The organism is Myxococcus stipitatus DSM 14675, from assembly GCF_000331735.1.
Lineage (GTDB): Bacteria > Myxococcota > Myxococcia > Myxococcales > Myxococcaceae > Myxococcus > Myxococcus stipitatus.
Genome location: NC_020126.1, coordinates 430,496 through 447,301, shown reverse-complemented (window position 1 = coordinate 447,301; position 16,806 = coordinate 430,496). Strand labels below are relative to the sequence as shown.

The 16,806-nt window shown below is 69.0% G+C and carries 13 protein-coding genes; all 13 read right to left on the bottom strand.

What is annotated here, in order from left to right; all coding sequences use genetic code 11:
* Positions 1 to 87 precede the first annotated feature (87 nt).
* Positions 88 to 1,254, bottom strand: a complete 1,167-nt coding sequence (locus tag MYSTI_RS01755) for a hypothetical protein (RefSeq protein ID WP_015345975.1) — start codon at positions 1,252 to 1,254, stop codon at positions 88 to 90.
* Complete coding sequence (locus tag MYSTI_RS01750; protein WP_015345974.1) at positions 1,254 to 2,270, bottom strand: DUF2169 family type VI secretion system accessory protein; 1,017 nt, start codon at positions 2,268 to 2,270, stop codon at positions 1,254 to 1,256. The genes MYSTI_RS01755 and MYSTI_RS01750 overlap by 1 nt, the downstream gene beginning before the upstream one ends.
* Before the next feature lie 6 nt (positions 2,271 to 2,276).
* The gene (locus tag MYSTI_RS42815; RefSeq protein WP_015345973.1) at positions 2,277 to 4,286 is read right to left on the bottom strand and encodes an amino acid adenylation domain-containing protein; all 2,010 of its coding nucleotides are present in this window, start codon (positions 4,284 to 4,286) and stop codon (positions 2,277 to 2,279) included.
* Between the two features lie 28 nt (positions 4,287 to 4,314).
* Positions 4,315 to 5,244: a type VI immunity family protein gene (locus tag MYSTI_RS01740; RefSeq protein ID WP_015345972.1), complete on the bottom strand. Its 930-nt coding sequence runs from the start codon at positions 5,242 to 5,244 to the stop codon at positions 4,315 to 4,317.
* Between the two features lie 12 nt (positions 5,245 to 5,256).
* Complete coding sequence (locus tag MYSTI_RS01735) at positions 5,257 to 5,661, bottom strand: PAAR-like domain-containing protein (RefSeq protein WP_015345971.1); 405 nt, start codon at positions 5,659 to 5,661, stop codon at positions 5,257 to 5,259.
* 7 nt (positions 5,662 to 5,668) lie between these two features.
* A complete protein-coding gene (locus MYSTI_RS01730) occupies positions 5,669 to 6,154 on the bottom strand; it encodes a hypothetical protein (protein WP_015345970.1) in 486 nt (161 codons plus the stop codon).
* An 80-nt stretch (positions 6,155 to 6,234) separates the two neighbouring features.
* Complete coding sequence (locus MYSTI_RS01725) at positions 6,235 to 7,182, bottom strand: hypothetical protein (protein ID WP_015345969.1); 948 nt, start codon at positions 7,180 to 7,182, stop codon at positions 6,235 to 6,237.
* A gap of 48 nt (positions 7,183 to 7,230) precedes the next feature.
* Positions 7,231 to 8,181: a hypothetical protein gene (locus MYSTI_RS40405; RefSeq protein ID WP_015345968.1), complete on the bottom strand. Its 951-nt coding sequence runs from the start codon at positions 8,179 to 8,181 to the stop codon at positions 7,231 to 7,233.
* 42 nt (positions 8,182 to 8,223) lie between these two features.
* Positions 8,224 to 9,537 (bottom strand): hypothetical protein, encoded by a 1,314-nt coding sequence (locus tag MYSTI_RS43595; protein ID WP_015345967.1) that lies wholly within the window; start codon positions 9,535 to 9,537, stop codon positions 8,224 to 8,226.
* A 14-nt stretch (positions 9,538 to 9,551) separates the two neighbouring features.
* Positions 9,552 to 10,007, bottom strand: a complete 456-nt coding sequence (locus MYSTI_RS42805) for a hypothetical protein (protein ID WP_144369961.1) — start codon at positions 10,005 to 10,007, stop codon at positions 9,552 to 9,554.
* Entirely contained in the window at positions 10,004 to 12,238 is a 2,235-nt protein-coding gene (locus MYSTI_RS01705) for a type VI secretion system Vgr family protein (RefSeq protein WP_015345965.1), read from the bottom strand. Before MYSTI_RS01705 ends, MYSTI_RS42805 begins: the two co-directional genes overlap by 4 nt.
* Before the next feature lie 14 nt (positions 12,239 to 12,252).
* Positions 12,253 to 14,481 carry a type VI secretion system Vgr family protein gene (locus MYSTI_RS01700; protein ID WP_015345964.1) on the bottom strand — a complete coding sequence of 743 codons (2,229 nt, stop codon included), beginning with the start codon at positions 14,479 to 14,481 and terminating at the stop codon, positions 12,253 to 12,255.
* Between the two features lie 13 nt (positions 14,482 to 14,494).
* Positions 14,495 to 16,651: a type VI secretion system Vgr family protein gene (locus tag MYSTI_RS01695; RefSeq protein ID WP_169558596.1), complete on the bottom strand. Its 2,157-nt coding sequence runs from the start codon at positions 16,649 to 16,651 to the stop codon at positions 14,495 to 14,497.
* Positions 16,652 to 16,806 lie beyond the last annotated feature (155 nt).

Sequence of the window (16,806 nt, the reverse complement as noted above, 5' to 3'; positions counted from 1 at the left end):
TGCACCAACGTCACTCTGCACATCGCATATCGCGTGGACACCCGAGGCCCCGCCTCGGTGCCAAGGAGCCAACCTACCGCACCTGCTTCAAGGCACCAGGCCGGTGGGCCGCTGTCTGCCCGCTTCCCCGCCCATGACCGCGCGGAGCAGCACGGCCCCTCTATCGGGCCCCAGGGAGCTGCCCACGCACAGACAGCTCGTCGCGGCCGGAGCCCCTCGGAGGAAGGCCTGTGACGCGAGCACCGCCGCCGTGGGCAACGTCGCCGCCCCCAGGTCTCCGAAGCGCAGCGGGAGGAGGTCGATGGGCAGGTCCTCCACCGCGACCGGCCGGTAGTCCTTCCCCCCCGCCATGCCTCCGGGCGCCATGGCCCGAGGAAGCGCCAGCTGGAACTCCTCGATGCGGTGGGGCTCGTTGTTCACGTCCCCGAGGAGCCACTCCAATCGCTGACCCGCGGCGCTCTGCAGCGCGGTCGCCGCGCGCATCGCCTGCGTCAACCCCGTCCCGGTGCAGGGGGTGTCGGAGAAGAGCGAGCCCGACTCCTGGGCCATGCCCACGGACTCCACCCGAGCCATCAGCGACAGGCCGACGCTCTTCGCCGTGCGCGCGCGGGTGATGAGCAGGAACGCCGCGCCCTCGCCTGGAATCAGCGAGTCCACGTTCTCCCCATCGAACAAGCGGGCCTGCTCCATCAGCTCATCCATCACCTCGGGCGCGTGGTACGTGTCCACGCCGCCGACAATGGCCGCCTCGAGCTGACCCGCGGCCACCTCCGCGCACGCCTCGGCCAGCGCGAACGCGAGCGAGGCATGGCCTCGCGGCACGCCGATGACGGGAGCGTCCCCCGCGTTCCGCGCACACCACTGCTTCACGTGTCCTTCCAGGCGCCGGCGCTCGGCGCCCTGGGACTTGGAGGCCTCGGCCCCGTAGCGCTCCGGCAAGCCCAGCCACAACCCCAGCCGCGTGTCTCCCCGGAAGCCCGTCAACGGAGCCACCAGCTCCGCGAGCGCCCCATCCACCAGCGCCATCATCCGCTCCACGCCCCACAACCGGGGCGGCAGCGTGCGGGCGGAAATCATCGTGGCGCGAGTCCCGTTGGCGCAGCGGAACGGGCCCTCCGTCACGCCCACCGCCTCCGCGCGCCAGAAGGCCCACGTCTGATGCGCATCGAAGGCGAGCCCATTGAAGGCCCCCATCGCGCACGGCCCCACTTCGTTGCCCTTCGCGTTCCACGACAGGGGTGAGCGCGTCGTCATCAGACCCACGCCTTCTCGAAGACATTGATGGCGGACAGCTCACGCGCCCGCTTCGGCACGGGGACGACGGAGCGCCACGTGAGCTCGAACGCCCGCTCATTGGGCTCGAGCAACACCGTGTCCATCGCGGGCCGATGCTCCACCTCGCCTTGCGCCGTCACGGCCACCACGCCGAAGGCGAGCTTCGGCAGCTCGAAGCCGAGCTGTCCCTGCGCGCTCATCCCCTCCACCTCCACCAGCTCGCCACCGCTCAGGTACGACGGACAGATGAGCCCTGGCGCGGCGACATTGAGGAAGCGCGCGTCGAAGTCCAGCGGCGGCAGCGGCATGCGCTCCTTCTGCCATCGGTCATCGTAGGTCCCCGCGAAGCGCACACGCGGCTCGAACTGCGGGCCCACGGCGCCCACGCCCACGGGCTCCGGGCGCGAGCGCGACGACGTGATGAGGTCCTCGGGGTCTTCAATCTGAGGACCGGGCTTGTGCTTCAGCGTGTCCGAGTCCGCGACCACGCCGCGCCCCAGCGGATTTCTCGGCTCATGCGCCAGGCGCTGGGGATTGCTCGTGTCCATGCCGCCATACGCGTACTCCCACCGCAGCGGCACCTCCTGGAAGGGCTGCGGCGGGGTGAGCGACAGGCCAATCACGCCCGGATACCAGACGCGCGTGCCGAACACCTTGAGCCGCTTGCTCACCGGGCCGACGCGCACCGAGACGTCCAGCTCCTTCACCGACTCGCGGTGGAGGGCCATGGCGCTGCCCGACACCACCACGTCCGTGCTCGGCTTGAGCAGGCCCGCGTCCGAGGGCCGACGGATGCTGCTCTCCTCCGCATCCGGCTCCCACAGCTCGTCCACCAGCCGCACCCGCGCTCCGCTTTCGCGCCGCACGTGGCCGACTCGGACGACCGAGAAACGCTGCTTGATGACCACGACGATGCAAGGCGCTCCGTCCATCCCGAACTGGGGGAGGAGCTGGACGGTCGCGGGCGTGCGGGTATTGAGCTCGGGGAGGGACATCTCAGCTCAGCGCATGAGGTTGAGGGGCCAGGCGCCAGCAGTCACCTGCCGGGCCTCGGGTGACTCGCGCCACCGGGTGACCGCCGCCTGTTGCCGGGCGACGAAGTCTCGAGGGTCGAAGGGATGGGTGGCACCCGTGCGCGCCACCAGCTCATGCCACGCGAGCCGACGCTCCCGCATGCTCGCGAAGGCGTGCTCCAGCTCCCACAGGTTGTCCTGCGGGGACCACAGGTGGCCCCAGCGATAGCGCTTCGTCAGTGAGGCCCGCCCCCGGTGCTTCTCCCACCAGGCGGTCCACACCTTCGCGTCCACCGACAGCTCCAGCTCCAACGGCGGCGGCGAGAAGCCTCCCGTGAAGGGCTCCTCGCCTTTTTCGTACTCGGGCTCGGGCTCGTCGTCCGTGAGCGAAGCCCCCGTGAGCCGCTGGAGCGCGCCCACCGCGTCCTTCTTCCCCGCACGCAGCCGCGCGAGCAGGACGTCCATGAACGCCAGGCTGCCATACCAACCGAGCGCCTCCACCACGACGGGAGACACCGGCCCGCCCGCCAGGGCCGCCTCGAAGTCCTTCCGCGCCTCCACGCCACCGCCCACCGCGGTCCACAGCGCCGCGTGGGCGAAGCCGCCGCGTCCCTCGGCCAGCAGCCCGTGCGCGTATTGGAGCCCCGACGCCGAGCGACGCAGCAGGAGCGCCTCGATGGCCGACGCCACCACCTCTTCCCGCTCATCGCGCAGCAGCCGCGCCGTCTCGCGCAGGTCCAGCTCGCCGCGCGCCCGCGGCAGCGCCCGAGCCCCCTCCAGCACCAGCTCCGGTGAGTCGCCCCACACGAGCCCCAACGCCTCCCGCCCCTCCAGCTCGCCCCGACGGCCCAGCGCCCGCACCGCCAACTGGCGCGAGAGGCCCGGCTCCTTCAGCCACCGGCGCAGCAGTCCCTCGGTCCCAGGATGAGGCACGAAGGTGAGCGCGTCGGCCGCGGCGTCGAACACCTCGGGCACCTCCAGCCCCACCGTGCGCAGCAAGCGCTCCACCTGGTGCAGCGCATCGTCCCCCGCGAGGCACCCGTGCAGGAACACCACGCCCCACGTCATCTCGGGGTCTGGCAGGGGCCGCTCATCGAGGAGCTTCACGAGCTCGGGCAACACCCAGGTGCCACAACCGATGATGCCATCCACGCGCGCCAGCAGCCGGTCCTCCACCGGGCGCAGGTCGCTCCACAAGTCCCCTTCGTCGGGCTGGCGCATGAGGCTCATCATCGCCACGTCCTCGAAGAAGGACCGGGCCCGCGCCAGCTCCACGTCCTCGCGTCGCAGCGTCTCACCGAACTGCGCCCGCTCCACGTCCTCCTGCTCCACCGGAGGCTGGGACTTCGCGGCGGAGGCGCGCTTCTTCCTCGGCGGCTTCGCGGGAGCCGCCAACGCAACCGCTTGCTGCTTCGCCTGCGCGAGCAGCGCGTCGAGAGAGGCCAGGGTGACGGGCTTGCCCTCGGGCAGCGCCGGCGGAGAAGCCACCTCCGGCGGGAGTGCCATGTCCGGCGGCTCCTCCCACTGGAGGACGATGGCGGGCCACAGCGGCTCGCGCGCCAGCTCCACGAGCGTGGGCACTTCGCCCTGGGCCCGATGGACGATGTCGGCATCGGGCCGAGGCAACCTCACGGACTCGAGCGGAGTGCGAATCACCGCGTCACGCCAGCCGCGCACCACCTCGTCCACCGCGGCGACGTGACGGCGGACCACCGCGTCCTTGCTGCGAGCGGCCCGCAGCGACCGGAGCGCATCCTCGGCGCGGACGCGCGCGGTCTCCGTGTGGCGCGTGAACGCGTCCGAGTCTCCCTGGGCCGCGAGCGCGCGGTACAGCGCGCCCAGCGAGGCCGTCAGGTGCCGCTCCAAGGCACGCAGCGGCACCGCGGGGTCCTTCACGTCACGGAGGCCCACGAGCACCCCGTCCAACAAGGCACGGGCCCTGGGCAGGTCCAGACTCCGTGATGCCTCCGCCTTCTTCGCGGGTCCCGTCTTCGCCATTCCCCCTCCTGCTGCCCGAGGACCCACCTCAGGCCGACCAGTCCTTCGCGCCGACGAGCCGACGCAGCCAGGCCCCCGTGCGCTGCTCGTCCGTGAACGGCCCCCAGAACTCGGGGAGCTCCGTCGCGAAGGACGGCTCGAGCGCCCGAGCCACCTCCGCGTACGCCTCCGGATAGGCGAAGCGGTTGAGGTCTCCCATCGTGGGCCTGGCGCCGGCACGCAGCATCAGCCCTGAGCGCACGGGCAAGGTCTCCACGGGAGGCTTCCACGCGGTGCGCTTCAGCGCGGCGAGGTCCAGCTCGAGCGGCTTCGCCAGCGGCTCGCCGAGGTACGTCAGCCAGTTGCTCCCGGGCAGCCCCACGGGGGCGAAGGGCGCGAACTCTTCCGCGTCCTGGATGTCGAGGCCGAGGTAGCGCTGGGCCCACAGGTAGAACTCACTGAAGGCCGGCTTCGGGTACAGCATGTTCCAGCGCGCCGTGTAGCCGCCCACCAGCGAGTACACCGGGCCCAGCTCCGTGAGCGCGACGGCGAGCGACTGGAGGTCTTCGGGCGTGTGGCCCTGGGGCAGCGTGAGCTCGAGCACCGCCGCGCGTGTCGCCCGCCTCGGGTCTATCTCCGTGTACGAGAAGCCCACCGAGGGACAGTTGGGCTCGTCCGCCAGCCGGAAGAAGAAGAGGTGCCGAGGCTTCTCCATGAGCAGCGCGCGAGAGGTCAGCCCGTCGCGCAGGGACTTCAGCATGCGAGGGCCGACCTCATCCCACTCGGTCATCACGGACGTCGTGTAGTAGCGGAGCAGGTCCGCCGTGGGCAGGTCCAACATCAGGTCCAGCGCACGCTGCGCGCCCTCGCGTGCCCAGAAGTCCGGCTCCGCGAGATAGGCGGTCAGCCCGAGCTCCGCGCGGATGACGACATCCCCTGTGTCGACATGGCTGAGGGGGGCGAGAAGAGGCTCGGACATGGCGAGGGCGGGTCAGCCGTGGTTGCCGAAGCCGGGGCTTCCCGTCATCAGGAAGCTCTTGCCACCGACCTGACAATTGGGACAGCCCACCATGGCGGAGCCCTTCTTCATGTTCACGCCGGTGACGATGTCCTTCTTGGGCGTCGAGGGGGGAAGCTGCCCCACTCCGGCCTCGTTGCCCTTGATGCCGCTGAAGGACGAGTCCGTGTTGGGCACCTTGCCGCCCTTGTGCTTCACCTTCGGCACCGGCTTCTTGATGCTGCCGGTGTCCGTGGTGATGGGGAACGGCACGGGGATGCCCTGCGGGCCCGCGGGCGGGGGCGGCGCGGGGACCAGGCACACGTTGGGTGCCATGGGGACGAAGTTGAGCTTCTGCTTGCTGGTGCCGGCGGACATGCCGCTCGTCGTCAGGGACATGGTCGCCTCAGTTCAGGTTGATCATCCGCGCGAGAATCTTCGCCACTTCGCGAGCGCGGGTGAGGATGCGAGTGCCGTAGAGCTCCACGTCCGAGCCCTTCACCTGCAAGAAGGCCCCGGAGGTCTTCACCGTGGCGCCCTGACGTGCCTGGAGCTCGAAGCGCTCCACCTGCGCGTCCACGCGGCCCTGGCGGTCCACGCGCAGCGCGCGGGACGTCTGCACCACGCCGACCACCACGGGAGTCGCGGAGGCCTCCACGAGCACCCGCGCGCCGTCCTCGAGGGCCTCATGCATCAGCGCGGGGTCCACGGAGGCATCCAGCGAGAGGACGAGCTCCCGGGCGCCGAGCCGCACACGCCAGCCCTGGGGTTCCTCGGCCAGCAGCGTGGCGAGTCGCACGGCGCCGTCGGACACAGGCTGCGCCTGTGCGGCGGGGGCCGAAGGGGTCCGCTTCACCGAGGGTCGTCTCGAGCGCTGCCGGGCTGGCTTCATGGCGGGTTCCTGGAGAGGTGTGCGTGGCCCACCTGGGAGTCTCCTGGTGGGGGTGAAAAGGGTCAATACCGGGGGGTGGGTCAGAGTCGTCCGAGCTTCTTGCCCTTGCGGAGCTTCATGAGGGCATCTCGTCCACCGGCGATGAAAGTCCTGCCGTCCGAGGTCACGGCGACGAAGTCCTCGCAAGAGATGAGCAGGTCCTGACGGGCGTCGAGGTCCACGGCCCGGAGGTTGGGCTTGATGCACTTGAGCGTGTTCTGGTTCTCCATCCACTTGAAGAGTCCGAACCGGCCTCCGGCGACCCAGAGCTTCTTCTTCCATTTGGCCACGCCCAGCAGGGGCATTCCAGGCACGGGGGATTCCGCCATCGAGTCCCATCGGCGCCGGTTGCCGGCCAGCAGCGAGCCGGAGCCGCCGGTGGCATACAGCTCGTCTTCAGCCGCCACGAAGACGCTGTTGAGCACCTCCCTCGTAGGGGAGCGGAAGTGCCTCCAGACCTTGCCGTTCCACCGCGCGATGCCTCCGCCGACGCCGACGGCATAGATGAAGTCGGGTGCCAACCCGTGCATCGCTCGCACCGCGAACTTCGGTGCGGGCATCTTCCTCCACTTCCTGCCGTTGTATCGGAGGACGTGCTGTGTCCCCTCGTACGTGGAGCCCCAGGTCAACACGAAGTCTTCATCCAGGCCCCACACGCCATTGAGGGGCCCGCTCAACTTCGTGCTCTCGAACTTGTGCTCCGGGTCCCCGTGGAGGTCCGGGTGGTAGAGCACCTTGGCGTCCGTGATGCTGGTGACGAACACGGCCCCCTTGGGCGAGCGCCAGAGCCGACTGAGCCACCCCGTGCTGCCCAGATGGCTCCTCACCGTCAGGCGCTTCCGCGTCTTGGGGCGGAGACTCATCACCCAGCACTCGCCCTCGAAGGGCTTGTAACCCCGCTCTTCGTCGTAGCGCTGACCGAGGAACGCGCAGGCGTCCAGCGTCGGACCGCTGGCGCTGTAGTAGTCAGTCCGAATCCATACACGCATTGCTCTCGTCCCCCTTCTTCCCCGTCATCGACACTCTGTCTGGCCGAGTTAGATGATCTTCCCGAGCTTGTCGCCCGCTCGCGAGTTCAAGAGGAAGTCACGCCCACCCGACACGAAAGCCTTGCCGTCCGCCGTCTCGGCAATCCTGTCCTTGCAGGAGATGAGCAGGTGCTCGCGCACATCGAGGTCCGTGGCTGGCAGGTTCGGCTTGATGCACTCAATCTTGTCCTGACTCCCCACCCGCTTGAAGAGTCCGAACTGGCCGGCGGCGACCCAGAGCCCCTTCTTCCACTTGGCCACACCCAGGAGCGGCATTCCTGGCACGGGCCCTTCGGCAATTCGGCCCCAACCGTGCGCACTGCCTTCGAGCAGTGAGCCCGCGCCCCCCGTCGCGTACATTTCATCCTCATCCGCCACGAAGACACTGTTGAGCACTTCGTCCGTCGGTGACGGGAAGTGCTTCCAGGTCTTGCCATTCCAGCGCGCGACGCCTCCTCCCACACCCACCGCGTAGACAAAATCAGAGGCCAGGCCGTGCATCGCTCGCACCTCGAAGTCGGGTGCAGGCAACTCCTTCCACTTCTTGCCGTCGTACCGGAAGACGTGCCTCGTCCCCTCGAATGTGGCGCCCCAGGCCAACACGAAGTCGTCATCCAGACCCCACACGCCATTGATCGGGGCCCCCAACTTCATGCTCTCGAACTTGTGCTTCGGGTCCCCGTGGAGGTCCGGGTGGTACACCACCTTCGAATCCGTGGTGCTGCTGGCGAACACCGCACCAGTGGGAGAGCGCCACAGTCTCGTCAGCCATCCTGTACTGCCAAAGTGATACATCGCCGTCAGGCCTTCACTGCTCTTGGGCCGGAGGCTCAGCACCCAGCACTCACCTTCGAAGGGCTTGAAGCCTCGCTCCTCGTCGTAGCGCTGACCGAGGAACGCACAGGCATCCAGCGTCGGACCACTGGCGCTGTAGTAGTACGTCGTAATATGCGAAGTCATACCTTCTATCCCTCCCGGTACTCCACCCTCGATGCGGGTGCGCTACTCCGTCTCTAGACCAGTATCTCCAGCGCGGGAAGCATCGCCGTCACCCGAGTTCGGCACACGCCCCTGCATCGGTGTGTGAGTGCCGTCGGCCTTGCGATGCTGCTGGAGCCAGTTGGCCTGGTACTGCAGACAGTCCTTCTGGGTGGGCGGATTGTTCGCCTCGCCGGCGGTCTTCGCACCCTTCTTCTCCAACTTCTTCTGGTCCCGCTCGACGGCCGACATCTTCGGGTTGCCCGTCTTCTTGTTCACCGAAGCATCCACCGCCGCCCGCCGCTCCGGTGGCAAATCCGTGTAGCGGACCTTCTTGTTCCGTTGGTCCTTCGGCAGCGTCTTCTTGTACTCCTTGATCTGCTTCTTGCACTCGGGCGAGCGCGCCGCGGTCGAGAACTCGTTGATGACGTCGTTGCGCATCTCGTCCAACGACTGCTTCCACGCATCCGAGATGCACTCCACCGCCTTGTCCACCTGCTTCGCCGTCGGCTTCTTCGCCGAGGGCGCATTCGGCTTCTTCCCCTTCCCCTTCCCCGATGCCCCCGCCTCCGCCGACGCGTTCTCGTTCGCCTTCAGGTCCGCGGCGTGATGGTCCTTCGCCTCATCACTCCGCTTCCCCTCGGCGATGCGCTCCGGCGTCATCTTGCCGAGGTCCTTGTCGTTCTTGGTGTACTTGCCCTTGCCGTTCTGACGCCCCCCGGCCCCCATCGCCGCGACCTCCGCGGTGCCCTTCGCCCCCTCCATCATCACCCCCTCGGTCACCGCCTTCACCTTGCGCCGCTCAAGGCTCGCGGCGAACTGGGCCTCCCGGTTGGTGATTTCGTAGTGGATGGTCCCCGGGTTGTTCGCACGCCCCAGGTGGTCCATGCAGAACGCCTTGTTGTCCCGATAGCCATACGTGCCCGCGTGCTTCCCCTCGGGAGGAACGTTGGAGCACGGGTCCGCGCGCTCGTTCTGATAGAGCGCGTTCTGCGAGATGTGGCCCGACTGTGAGTTCGCCAGCATCCACTTCTCGGAGCCGAGCTCGAAGTACGCCTCGTCGCTCTCGATGCACATGCAAATCGCCTTTGGCGTCTTGCCCACCTGACAGTTGCCCTCATGGGGCCGCTTGTTCTTCCCCCGCTGCTTCGCCTCCTTGTTGCGCTGCGTCCGGTACTTCTTGCGCTCCGCCGCCTGCGCCTTCGCACGCAGGTCGTACGTCCCGAAGTTCGCGGGGTTGATGCCGCACGCGACCAGCGCCCGTTTGCACGCGGCGCTCCACAGCGCCAACGCACCGCCATGAAGCCACGACCCTGGTGTCTGTCCCGGTTGTCCCATCGCGCCCCCTCCGCCTAGGTACCCAGCGCGTTCTCGTCCAACTCAATCTTCGAGCCCTCGATGGTCACCTCGGCCGCGCCTTCCACGAGGATGCCATTGGACTTCACGATGACCTTCGACGGACCACACGTGAGCGTGATGGTCCCCTTCCCCTTCAGCGAGAGCTTCGACGCATTCACCACGACGGGGCCGTCCGCGCTCATGCTGTGACTGCCGGAGATCTTCTGCGACTGCCCACCCGCGATGTTCACCGCGATGGCCGCCTTCGCATCCGTGACGTACGACTCCTTCGCATCCACCATGTAGACGCCCACCGTCTCCATCTTCACGGCGCCCGTCGTCTCCGACTTGCTCCCCTTGATGAGCTCCACGCGCGCCGCCCCCACCAGCTCCTTCGACTCGCCCCCCACCGCGAACGAGACACCACTCAACGAGTTGATGGCCGCCAGTCCCCCCACCGTCTCCTTCACCGAGCCCCCCACCACCGTCGCCCACGTCCCACTCCCGCCGCCCGTCGCACTCCCAGCCGCCTCGGGCGCCGCATCGCCCCCACCGCCACCGCCTCCTCCGCCGCCCCCGCCCCACTCGCCTCCTTCACCGCATCGATGAGCGCGCCGGAGAGCTTGTCGGAGACCATCGACTGCGCCATGCCCGCCGCAATCTGTCCCGACTCCGCCGCCCCCGCCGCGTCCGACAGCTTGCCCGCCGCCTGCGCGAAGGCCGCAATCTGCGGGTCCCCATCCCCCAACAGCGCCGCCGCGGGCCCCGCGAACTGCGCGGCCGGTCCCACCGCCTCGCGCGCCTCTTGAATCATCGGGAGGATGGGCCCCAGCAGCGTCGCCTCGGCCCGACTGGCCGCCTTCGCCGCCGCCCCCACGACCTTCCCCACCGCCGCATTCACGATGAGCTCCAGCACCGCCGCCACCGGGTTGCCCACCTGCACCAACTCCATGCCGCCCACCTGGAGGTCCATCGCCCCGGCCACCTCCTCCGTGAGGCTTCCCGTCACCTTCACGTCGCGCATGGCGCCCACCTTCGTGGACTGGTCTCCCCCCACATTCACGTTGAGGTCCGCCTCGATGGAGATCTTCTCGTCGCCCCCCACGCTCGCGGCGCGCTTGCCATTGACCAGGTGACTCGCGTCGTGCCCGACGCTGTAGAGCTTGTTGTTGGCCGCCTTCACGAGGATGTCGTGCTTCCCGTTGATGGTGACCGTCTCCTGTCCCGCCGTGTCGTCGAACAGGACCTCATTCGCGCCACTCCCCCCCGGCGAAGAGAGCGAGCTGTGCCCCGTCACCGTCTTGCCCGCGGGCAGCTCCACCGGCGGCAGGAAGGTGGTGTTCCACACCTTGCCCAGACACACCGGGCGGTCCGGGTCCCCCTCCTCGAACTCGACGAGCACCTCCCAGCCGATGCGCGGAATCATCACCGAGCCCGTCGTGTGCGCCTGACTGACGCGCACCCACGAAGACGTGCGCTCATCCAGCTCACCCTCCCGGTCCCACGCGAACTGGAGCTTCACCCGCCCGTGGGCATCGCAGTGAATCTCCTCCCCCGCGGGGCCCGTCACCCGGGCCGTCTGGAGCCCCATCACCCGAGGCCGCGGCGTCAGCCGCGCGGGCCGGAACATCTGCGCGGAGGGAATCGCCTCCAGCTCCACGTCGTACCGCCACGGCCCCTCGTCCACCAACGGACGCCCGCTCGCGGTCTCCTCCTCCAACCGGAGCTGGAACCCCACCGCCGTGAGGAAGTACTCACCCTCCGAGGCCGGATGCCCCTGGAGCAGGAAGCGGCGACCCGGCGCCACGAAGAGCGCATCCGTGCGCCCGAGCGCCGTCACCCGAGTCCCTCGCAGCTCATCCAACCGCACCGCCGCCCGGCGCTTGCCCTCGGCCGGAGCGCGGAAGCCTCCGGGGAACTCGTACCACTCGCGCGAGAGCGCCTCCGACGCCTCCGCGCTCGAGAGCAACGAGGTACCAGGCCGCAGCATGTCGTAGTCGTTGACCGTCGCCTTCGACGGCCGCAGGCGCGTGCGCAGCCGGAAGTCCCAGACGCGGGCGAACGAGGCGTCCTCCTGCGGAAAGAAGGAGAAGCCCAACACGTCCGGCGAGAGCAGGTCCACGCGGGTGCTGTCGTCCTCGAAGCGCATGAGGACTCCGTCCGCGGTGTGGCTGAAGGCGAAGAAGATGCCCTCATCCTCGAGCAGCCGGCAGATGAAGTCCCACTCCGACTCGTCGTACTGCACGCAATAGTCGCGCTGCGGATAGCGGCCCGAGACACCGCCCCAGTCGAAGGTCGCCGCGTCCAGCCCCGCGTCCTCGCACACCTTCTTGACGATGTCGGGCACCGTCTTCTGCTGGAAGATGCGGAAGCCTCGCCGCAGGCTCAGCACGAGGTACGGCTCCGGGACGAGCACCGCCCGGTAGCGTCCGAAGGCCTCCTCGCCCGCCTGTCCCATGGCGGCCAGGGAGACCTCCTCCACCACCCCGCCCACGGAGCGCACTCCGCCACGCGGTGACTCCAGCAACAGGGAGGCGCGAACCCCCGGCGCGGCGTCCACGTCCACGCCCTGCCCGGAGAAGTCCACCTCGAAGCGGTACGCGCGGGACACCTCCTCCCGCCCGCGCACCGCATGCACCGAGAGGCCTCCGTCGTGTCCGCTGAAGAAGAATGTCGCCACGAGGCGCTGCTCGTCACCCATGCTTCACGTCCCCCTCAATTGCTCTTGTGGCTCAGCTTCGAGCCCAGCTTCTTCACGCCCTTGAGCTGAATCTTCGACGACTTGATCTTCACCCCCGTGGGAGTGACCTCCACCGTCGAGCCGCCCACCTTCAGCACCACCTTGCTCTTGCCGGAGATGTTGATGTTCTCCGCCTTGACGCTCAGGCCCCCCGCCGCGGTGATGGCGAGCGCGACCTCGGACTTGTCCACGCGGTTGCCGCCGACCTTCACCTTCTCCGACGCCGCCGTGAGCGCATAGGCCGCGCCGGCGGACACGGCGACCGTCTTGGCCTTCACCATCTTCAAGGCCCCCACCGTCTCCGTCCGAGCCGTGCCACACGTGCTCATCCGGCCGTCGGTGCACGCCTCCAGCCACGCCGCGCCCACCGTCGTCTTCGAGCTCCCCACGACCTTGCGCTCGTAGCCCGTCATTCCCGTGACGGCCTGGAGCCCGCCCACCGTGCGCTCCAGCGCGCCCTGCGTGTCCTCGGTGAGGTCTCCGCCCACGGTGAGCTTGCGCGTCGCGCCCACCTCGACGACCAGGTCCCCGCCGATGCCGTCCGAGAAGTCCGCCGCGATATTGAGACTCTGGTTGACGCCGACCTCGAGCTTGCGGTGGCTCGTCACCTTGTGGGTGTGGTTGGCGCCGACGCTGAACGTGCGGTTGCCCCCCACTTCGGTGGACTCATCCACCAGCACCTGCGTCGAGGCATCGTGCTCCACGGCGACGGTGAGGTCGTGTGAGGCATTGAGGAAGATCTCCTCGGAGCCCGTGGCGTCCTCGAAGCGCAGCTCGTTGGCCCCAGGTCCGCCGCCCGTGGTGGCCGTCTGGATGGAGCTGAGCGTTGCGTGGTCCGGCAGCGCGTAGGGAGGCATCGCCTCGCCGTTGTAGAGGTGGCCGACGACGAGCGGCCGGTCGCGGTCCCCCAGCTCGTGGTCCACCATCACCTCGAAGCCCACGCGCGGGACAATCATCGAGCCCCCCAGCGCGAGCTGCCCGACGCGCAGCCACGGAGAGCTGCGGTCATCCGTGATGCCGGAGCGGTCCCAGGGGAAGCGCACCTTCACCTCGCCGCGCTCGCTGCCGTGCAGTTCCTGCCCCGCCGCACCCGTGACGAAGGCCACCTGGATGCCCGGCGCCGAGCGCTCCGGCGGTGCCTCCGGCCGGAAGAACGCGGGCTTGGAGGGAATGACCCGGAAGGCGTTCTCGTACGTCTCCTCGGACGCTCCGGTGTCCCGGGCCCGCACGCCGCCTCGGTGCACCACGGAGAGGACCAACTGCTCTCCGTTGAGCGCCACGCGCACGTTTCCAATCATCGTGAAGGTGCGACCGGGCTCGAGGTGAGGACAGTCACTCGTCCCCTCGCGCAGGACGACGCGCGACTGGTGCCCTTCGAGAACCCGCTTCGCGCGGCGCTTGCCATCGGCGAGCTCCTCGAAGCCGCCGGGGTGCAGGTACTCCTCGCGGCCTCGCGCCTCGGGGGCCTTCTCACCGTGGCTCAAGTCCACCGAGGGCCGCTTCGCGTCGTAGTCGCGCACCATCACGGTGTCGGTCCTCGCCGCGTGGCGGTCCTTCAGCGAGAGGACCGTGTCCTCCTCCGTGCGGGTCTCCGCGCGCTCCAGCAACACGCCGTCCCCCACCAGGGGCACCAGGCCGTCCGGGCCGTCGAAGAAGGCCAGCGTCTCGCCCGCGTCGTCGTTGCGCACGGCGAAGACGATGCCCTCCTCCGCCAGCAGGCGACGCAGGAAGGCGTAGTCACTCTCGTTGTACTGCGTCAGCGCCACACGCGATGGCGTCGACTCCTCGAGCGTCCACGACTGCGCCTCCTCCGAGCCCCCCGCCTCCTCCAGCAGCGTCTTCACCACGTCAGGGACGGACTGCTCCTGGAACAGCCGCACCTCCTGCCCCAGCTCCAGCAGGTGGAGCATCGAGCCCACCTCCAGTCGCAGCCGGAAGTGCTCGGGCTGGAAGGCCTCCAGGCTGGCCTCGTAGACGAGGCCATGGAAGCACCGGTCCGGGCCTTCCTCCCCCTGGAGGATGCGCAGCCGGTACGGCTTGCCCGGCATGGACGTCGCGTCCACGGCCTCCTGCGTCTCCGCCTCCACCCACCCTCGGCTGCCCTCGGAGAGGCCCTCGTCCAGCTCGAAGCGGACGACCCGGAGAATCGCCTCGTCTCCTCCGTCGATGGACAGCGCGAACTTCAGGACGCGACCGTTGCTCATGGCCCCCTCGGCGCTACTTGTACTGGATGGTGCCCTTGAGCTTCACGTTGGCGCCATCACCGCCCACCGTGCTCCCCTTCAGCTTCATCGAGGCAGGAGAGGCCTCCAGCTTCGCGCCCGCCTTCACGGTGGCCTTGCCGACCGTGATGGTGACCGTGGTGCCCGACAGGTTGAAGTCCTTGCCGCACTGGATGGACATGGGGCCGCCGGTGGTGATGGCCATGGCCCCGCCCGACGCCAGCGTGAGGTCCTTCCCCGTCTTGATGTTCACCGCGCCCGCGGTCATCACCTTCGCCGCGCCGATGTTCTCGGCCTTCGAGCCGGTGATCTTCTCCACCTTCGCGCCGGCCACCAGCTCGGTCTTGTTGCCCGCCACCGCCTCGACGATGGCGCCCACCGTGTTGATGCTCAGCACGCCGCCGACGCTCGTCGTGAGGTCCGCGTTGAAGGTCTCCGACACCTTCTGCGCGAGCACGTTGCGCAGGCCGCCGACGTTCTCCGTCCGGGCGCCCTTCACGTGCGTGGCATGCATGGCGCCCACGCCCCACTGGTCCATCGCGCTCACGACGACCTTCTTCGTGCCCGCGGTGTCCTCGGACAGCATCCCGGTGACGCTGGCGCTCTGGTTGCCCCCGATGGAGACGTCCTCGGTGGCGCCGATGCTGCTCGTGCTGTCCGAGGTGACCTGCACGGCCTCATCCACGGCAATCTGCTCCGTGAGGTTGTGGCCCGCCTGGAGCGAGAGGTCCTTCTGCGCATGGAGGAAGAACTCCATCGCGCCATTTCCGTCGTTGAGACGCACCTCGTTGGTGCCCCCGCCCCCCGGCGTCGACGAGGACTGCAGCGCGCTCTGCATCAGGTTGTCTGGCAGGGCGTACGGCGGCATCGTCTCCGCGTTGTAGACCTTCTGCATCACCACCGGCCGGTCCGGGTCGCCGTGGAGGAAGCCCACCTCCACCTCCCAGCCCACGCGCGGGAGAATCTGGCTGCCCGCCGTGTTCTGCTGCTGCACCCGCATCCAGCACGAGGCGGTGTCGTCCACCTTCCCCTCGCGGTCCCAGTAGAAGTGCACCTTCACGCGGCCGAACTCGTCGACGTGAATCTCCTCGCCCGCCGGCCCCGTCACCACGGCCAGCTCCTTGCCGTTGATGCGAGGCCGCGGCGTCACGCGAGGCGGGCGGAACTCCACCGCGCCTGGGACGGCGGTGAACTCGGCGCGGTAGTGCGCGTCCCCGTCCGCCATCGTCCCGGCCGTGGGGTCCTCGTAGACGTGGCGCACCTCCAGCAGCAGGTAGCCGCCATTGAGGGGCGCGGGCTCGGCGTCGAACAGCTCGAAGCGGCGCCCCGGCGCCAGGCGCAGGCACGGCGTCGTCCCGCGCAGGACGCGCTGACGGGCCCGCAGCGCGGTCAGCCGGTCCGCCGCGCGCTGCTTGCCCGCGGCCGCGCTGACGAACCCCGACGGGAACTCGTACTGCTCCAGCGCGCCGCCCTCCGGCGCGGAGAGCTTCGCCTCCGGCAGCACCTGCGGGGTGAGCCAGTTCCAGTCGCGCAGCGTCACCGCGTCCGGCACGACGCGAGACGTGTACGTGACGCGCGTGACGATATCGCGCAGCGCCTCGCCCCCCTCCCGCGTGCGGAAGGAGAGCCCGACGGAGCCCTCCATCGGCTGATGCGCCGCGGGCGAGTCCGCCACGTGCATCACATGGCCCGACGCCGAGTGCTCGAACCAGAAGAACATGCCCGCGTCCTCGAGCAACCGGAGGACGAAGGCCAGCTCACTCTCCCGCCACTGCGTGCAGTACTCGCGCGCGGGACCTTCGGCCACGCCCCAGCAGACCGCGTCATCCGGGAGACCCGCGCCGGAGAGCACCTCCTTGATGACGGCCACGCTGCCCTGGTCCTGGAAGATGCGGCTGCGCAGCCGGTGCGCGAGCCCCTGGAGCCGGGGCTGCAACCGCAGCCGGTAGACGAAGAGGTCGCCCCGACGCTGAAGGTACTCCGCCTCCTCCACCACGCCGTGGAAGTGTCGGACCGCGTCCCGGTCCACCACGCTCACGCTCGCGTCAGTCCCCAGCAGCGCGCCCAGGTCCCAGTCGGGGTCCGCGCTGACGCACTCCACATCCGCGACGAAGAGCCGGGAGAGACCTTCCTCCACCTGGAGGCGGGACACGCCTGAATCCGTGGGGAGCCCCCCGTGGGAAATCGTCGCGGACAAGCGCATGCAGCCCCCTCTGGACAACGCGTGACGACAGACACGCCGACAGTGTAGCAGGACACACTTGTTTCCGAGTGTGCTTGCCAGCTGCCCAGAGACCAGACACCCCT

Excerpts from the sequence above, each read along its gene's own strand:
- MYSTI_RS01750 (WP_015345974.1), bottom strand. The coding sequence starts at position 2,270 with ATGTCCCTCCCCGAGCTCAATACCCGCACGCCCGCGACCGTCCAGCTC.
- MYSTI_RS01740 (WP_015345972.1), bottom strand. The coding sequence starts at position 5,244 with ATGTCCGAGCCTCTTCTCGCCCCCCTCAGCCATGTCGACACAGGGGAT.
- MYSTI_RS01755 (WP_015345975.1), bottom strand. The coding sequence starts at position 1,254 with ATGACGACGCGCTCACCCCTGTCGTGGAACGCGAAGGGCAACGAAGTG.
- MYSTI_RS01700 (WP_015345964.1), bottom strand. The coding sequence starts at position 14,481 with ATGAGCAACGGTCGCGTCCTGAAGTTCGCGCTGTCCATCGACGGAGGA.
- MYSTI_RS01705 (WP_015345965.1), bottom strand. The coding sequence starts at position 12,238 with ATGGGTGACGAGCAGCGCCTCGTGGCGACATTCTTCTTCAGCGGACAC.
- MYSTI_RS01725 (WP_015345969.1), bottom strand. The coding sequence starts at position 7,182 with ATGCGTGTATGGATTCGGACTGACTACTACAGCGCCAGCGGTCCGACG.
- MYSTI_RS40405 (WP_015345968.1), bottom strand. The coding sequence starts at position 8,181 with ATGACTTCGCATATTACGACGTACTACTACAGCGCCAGTGGTCCGACG.
- MYSTI_RS42815 (WP_015345973.1), bottom strand. The coding sequence starts at position 4,286 with ATGGCGAAGACGGGACCCGCGAAGAAGGCGGAGGCATCACGGAGTCTG.
- MYSTI_RS01735 (WP_015345971.1), bottom strand. The coding sequence starts at position 5,661 with ATGTCCCTGACGACGAGCGGCATGTCCGCCGGCACCAGCAAGCAGAAG.
- MYSTI_RS01730 (WP_015345970.1), bottom strand. The coding sequence starts at position 6,154 with ATGAAGCCAGCCCGGCAGCGCTCGAGACGACCCTCGGTGAAGCGGACC.
- MYSTI_RS43595 (WP_015345967.1), bottom strand. The coding sequence starts at position 9,537 with ATGGGACAACCGGGACAGACACCAGGGTCGTGGCTTCATGGCGGTGCG.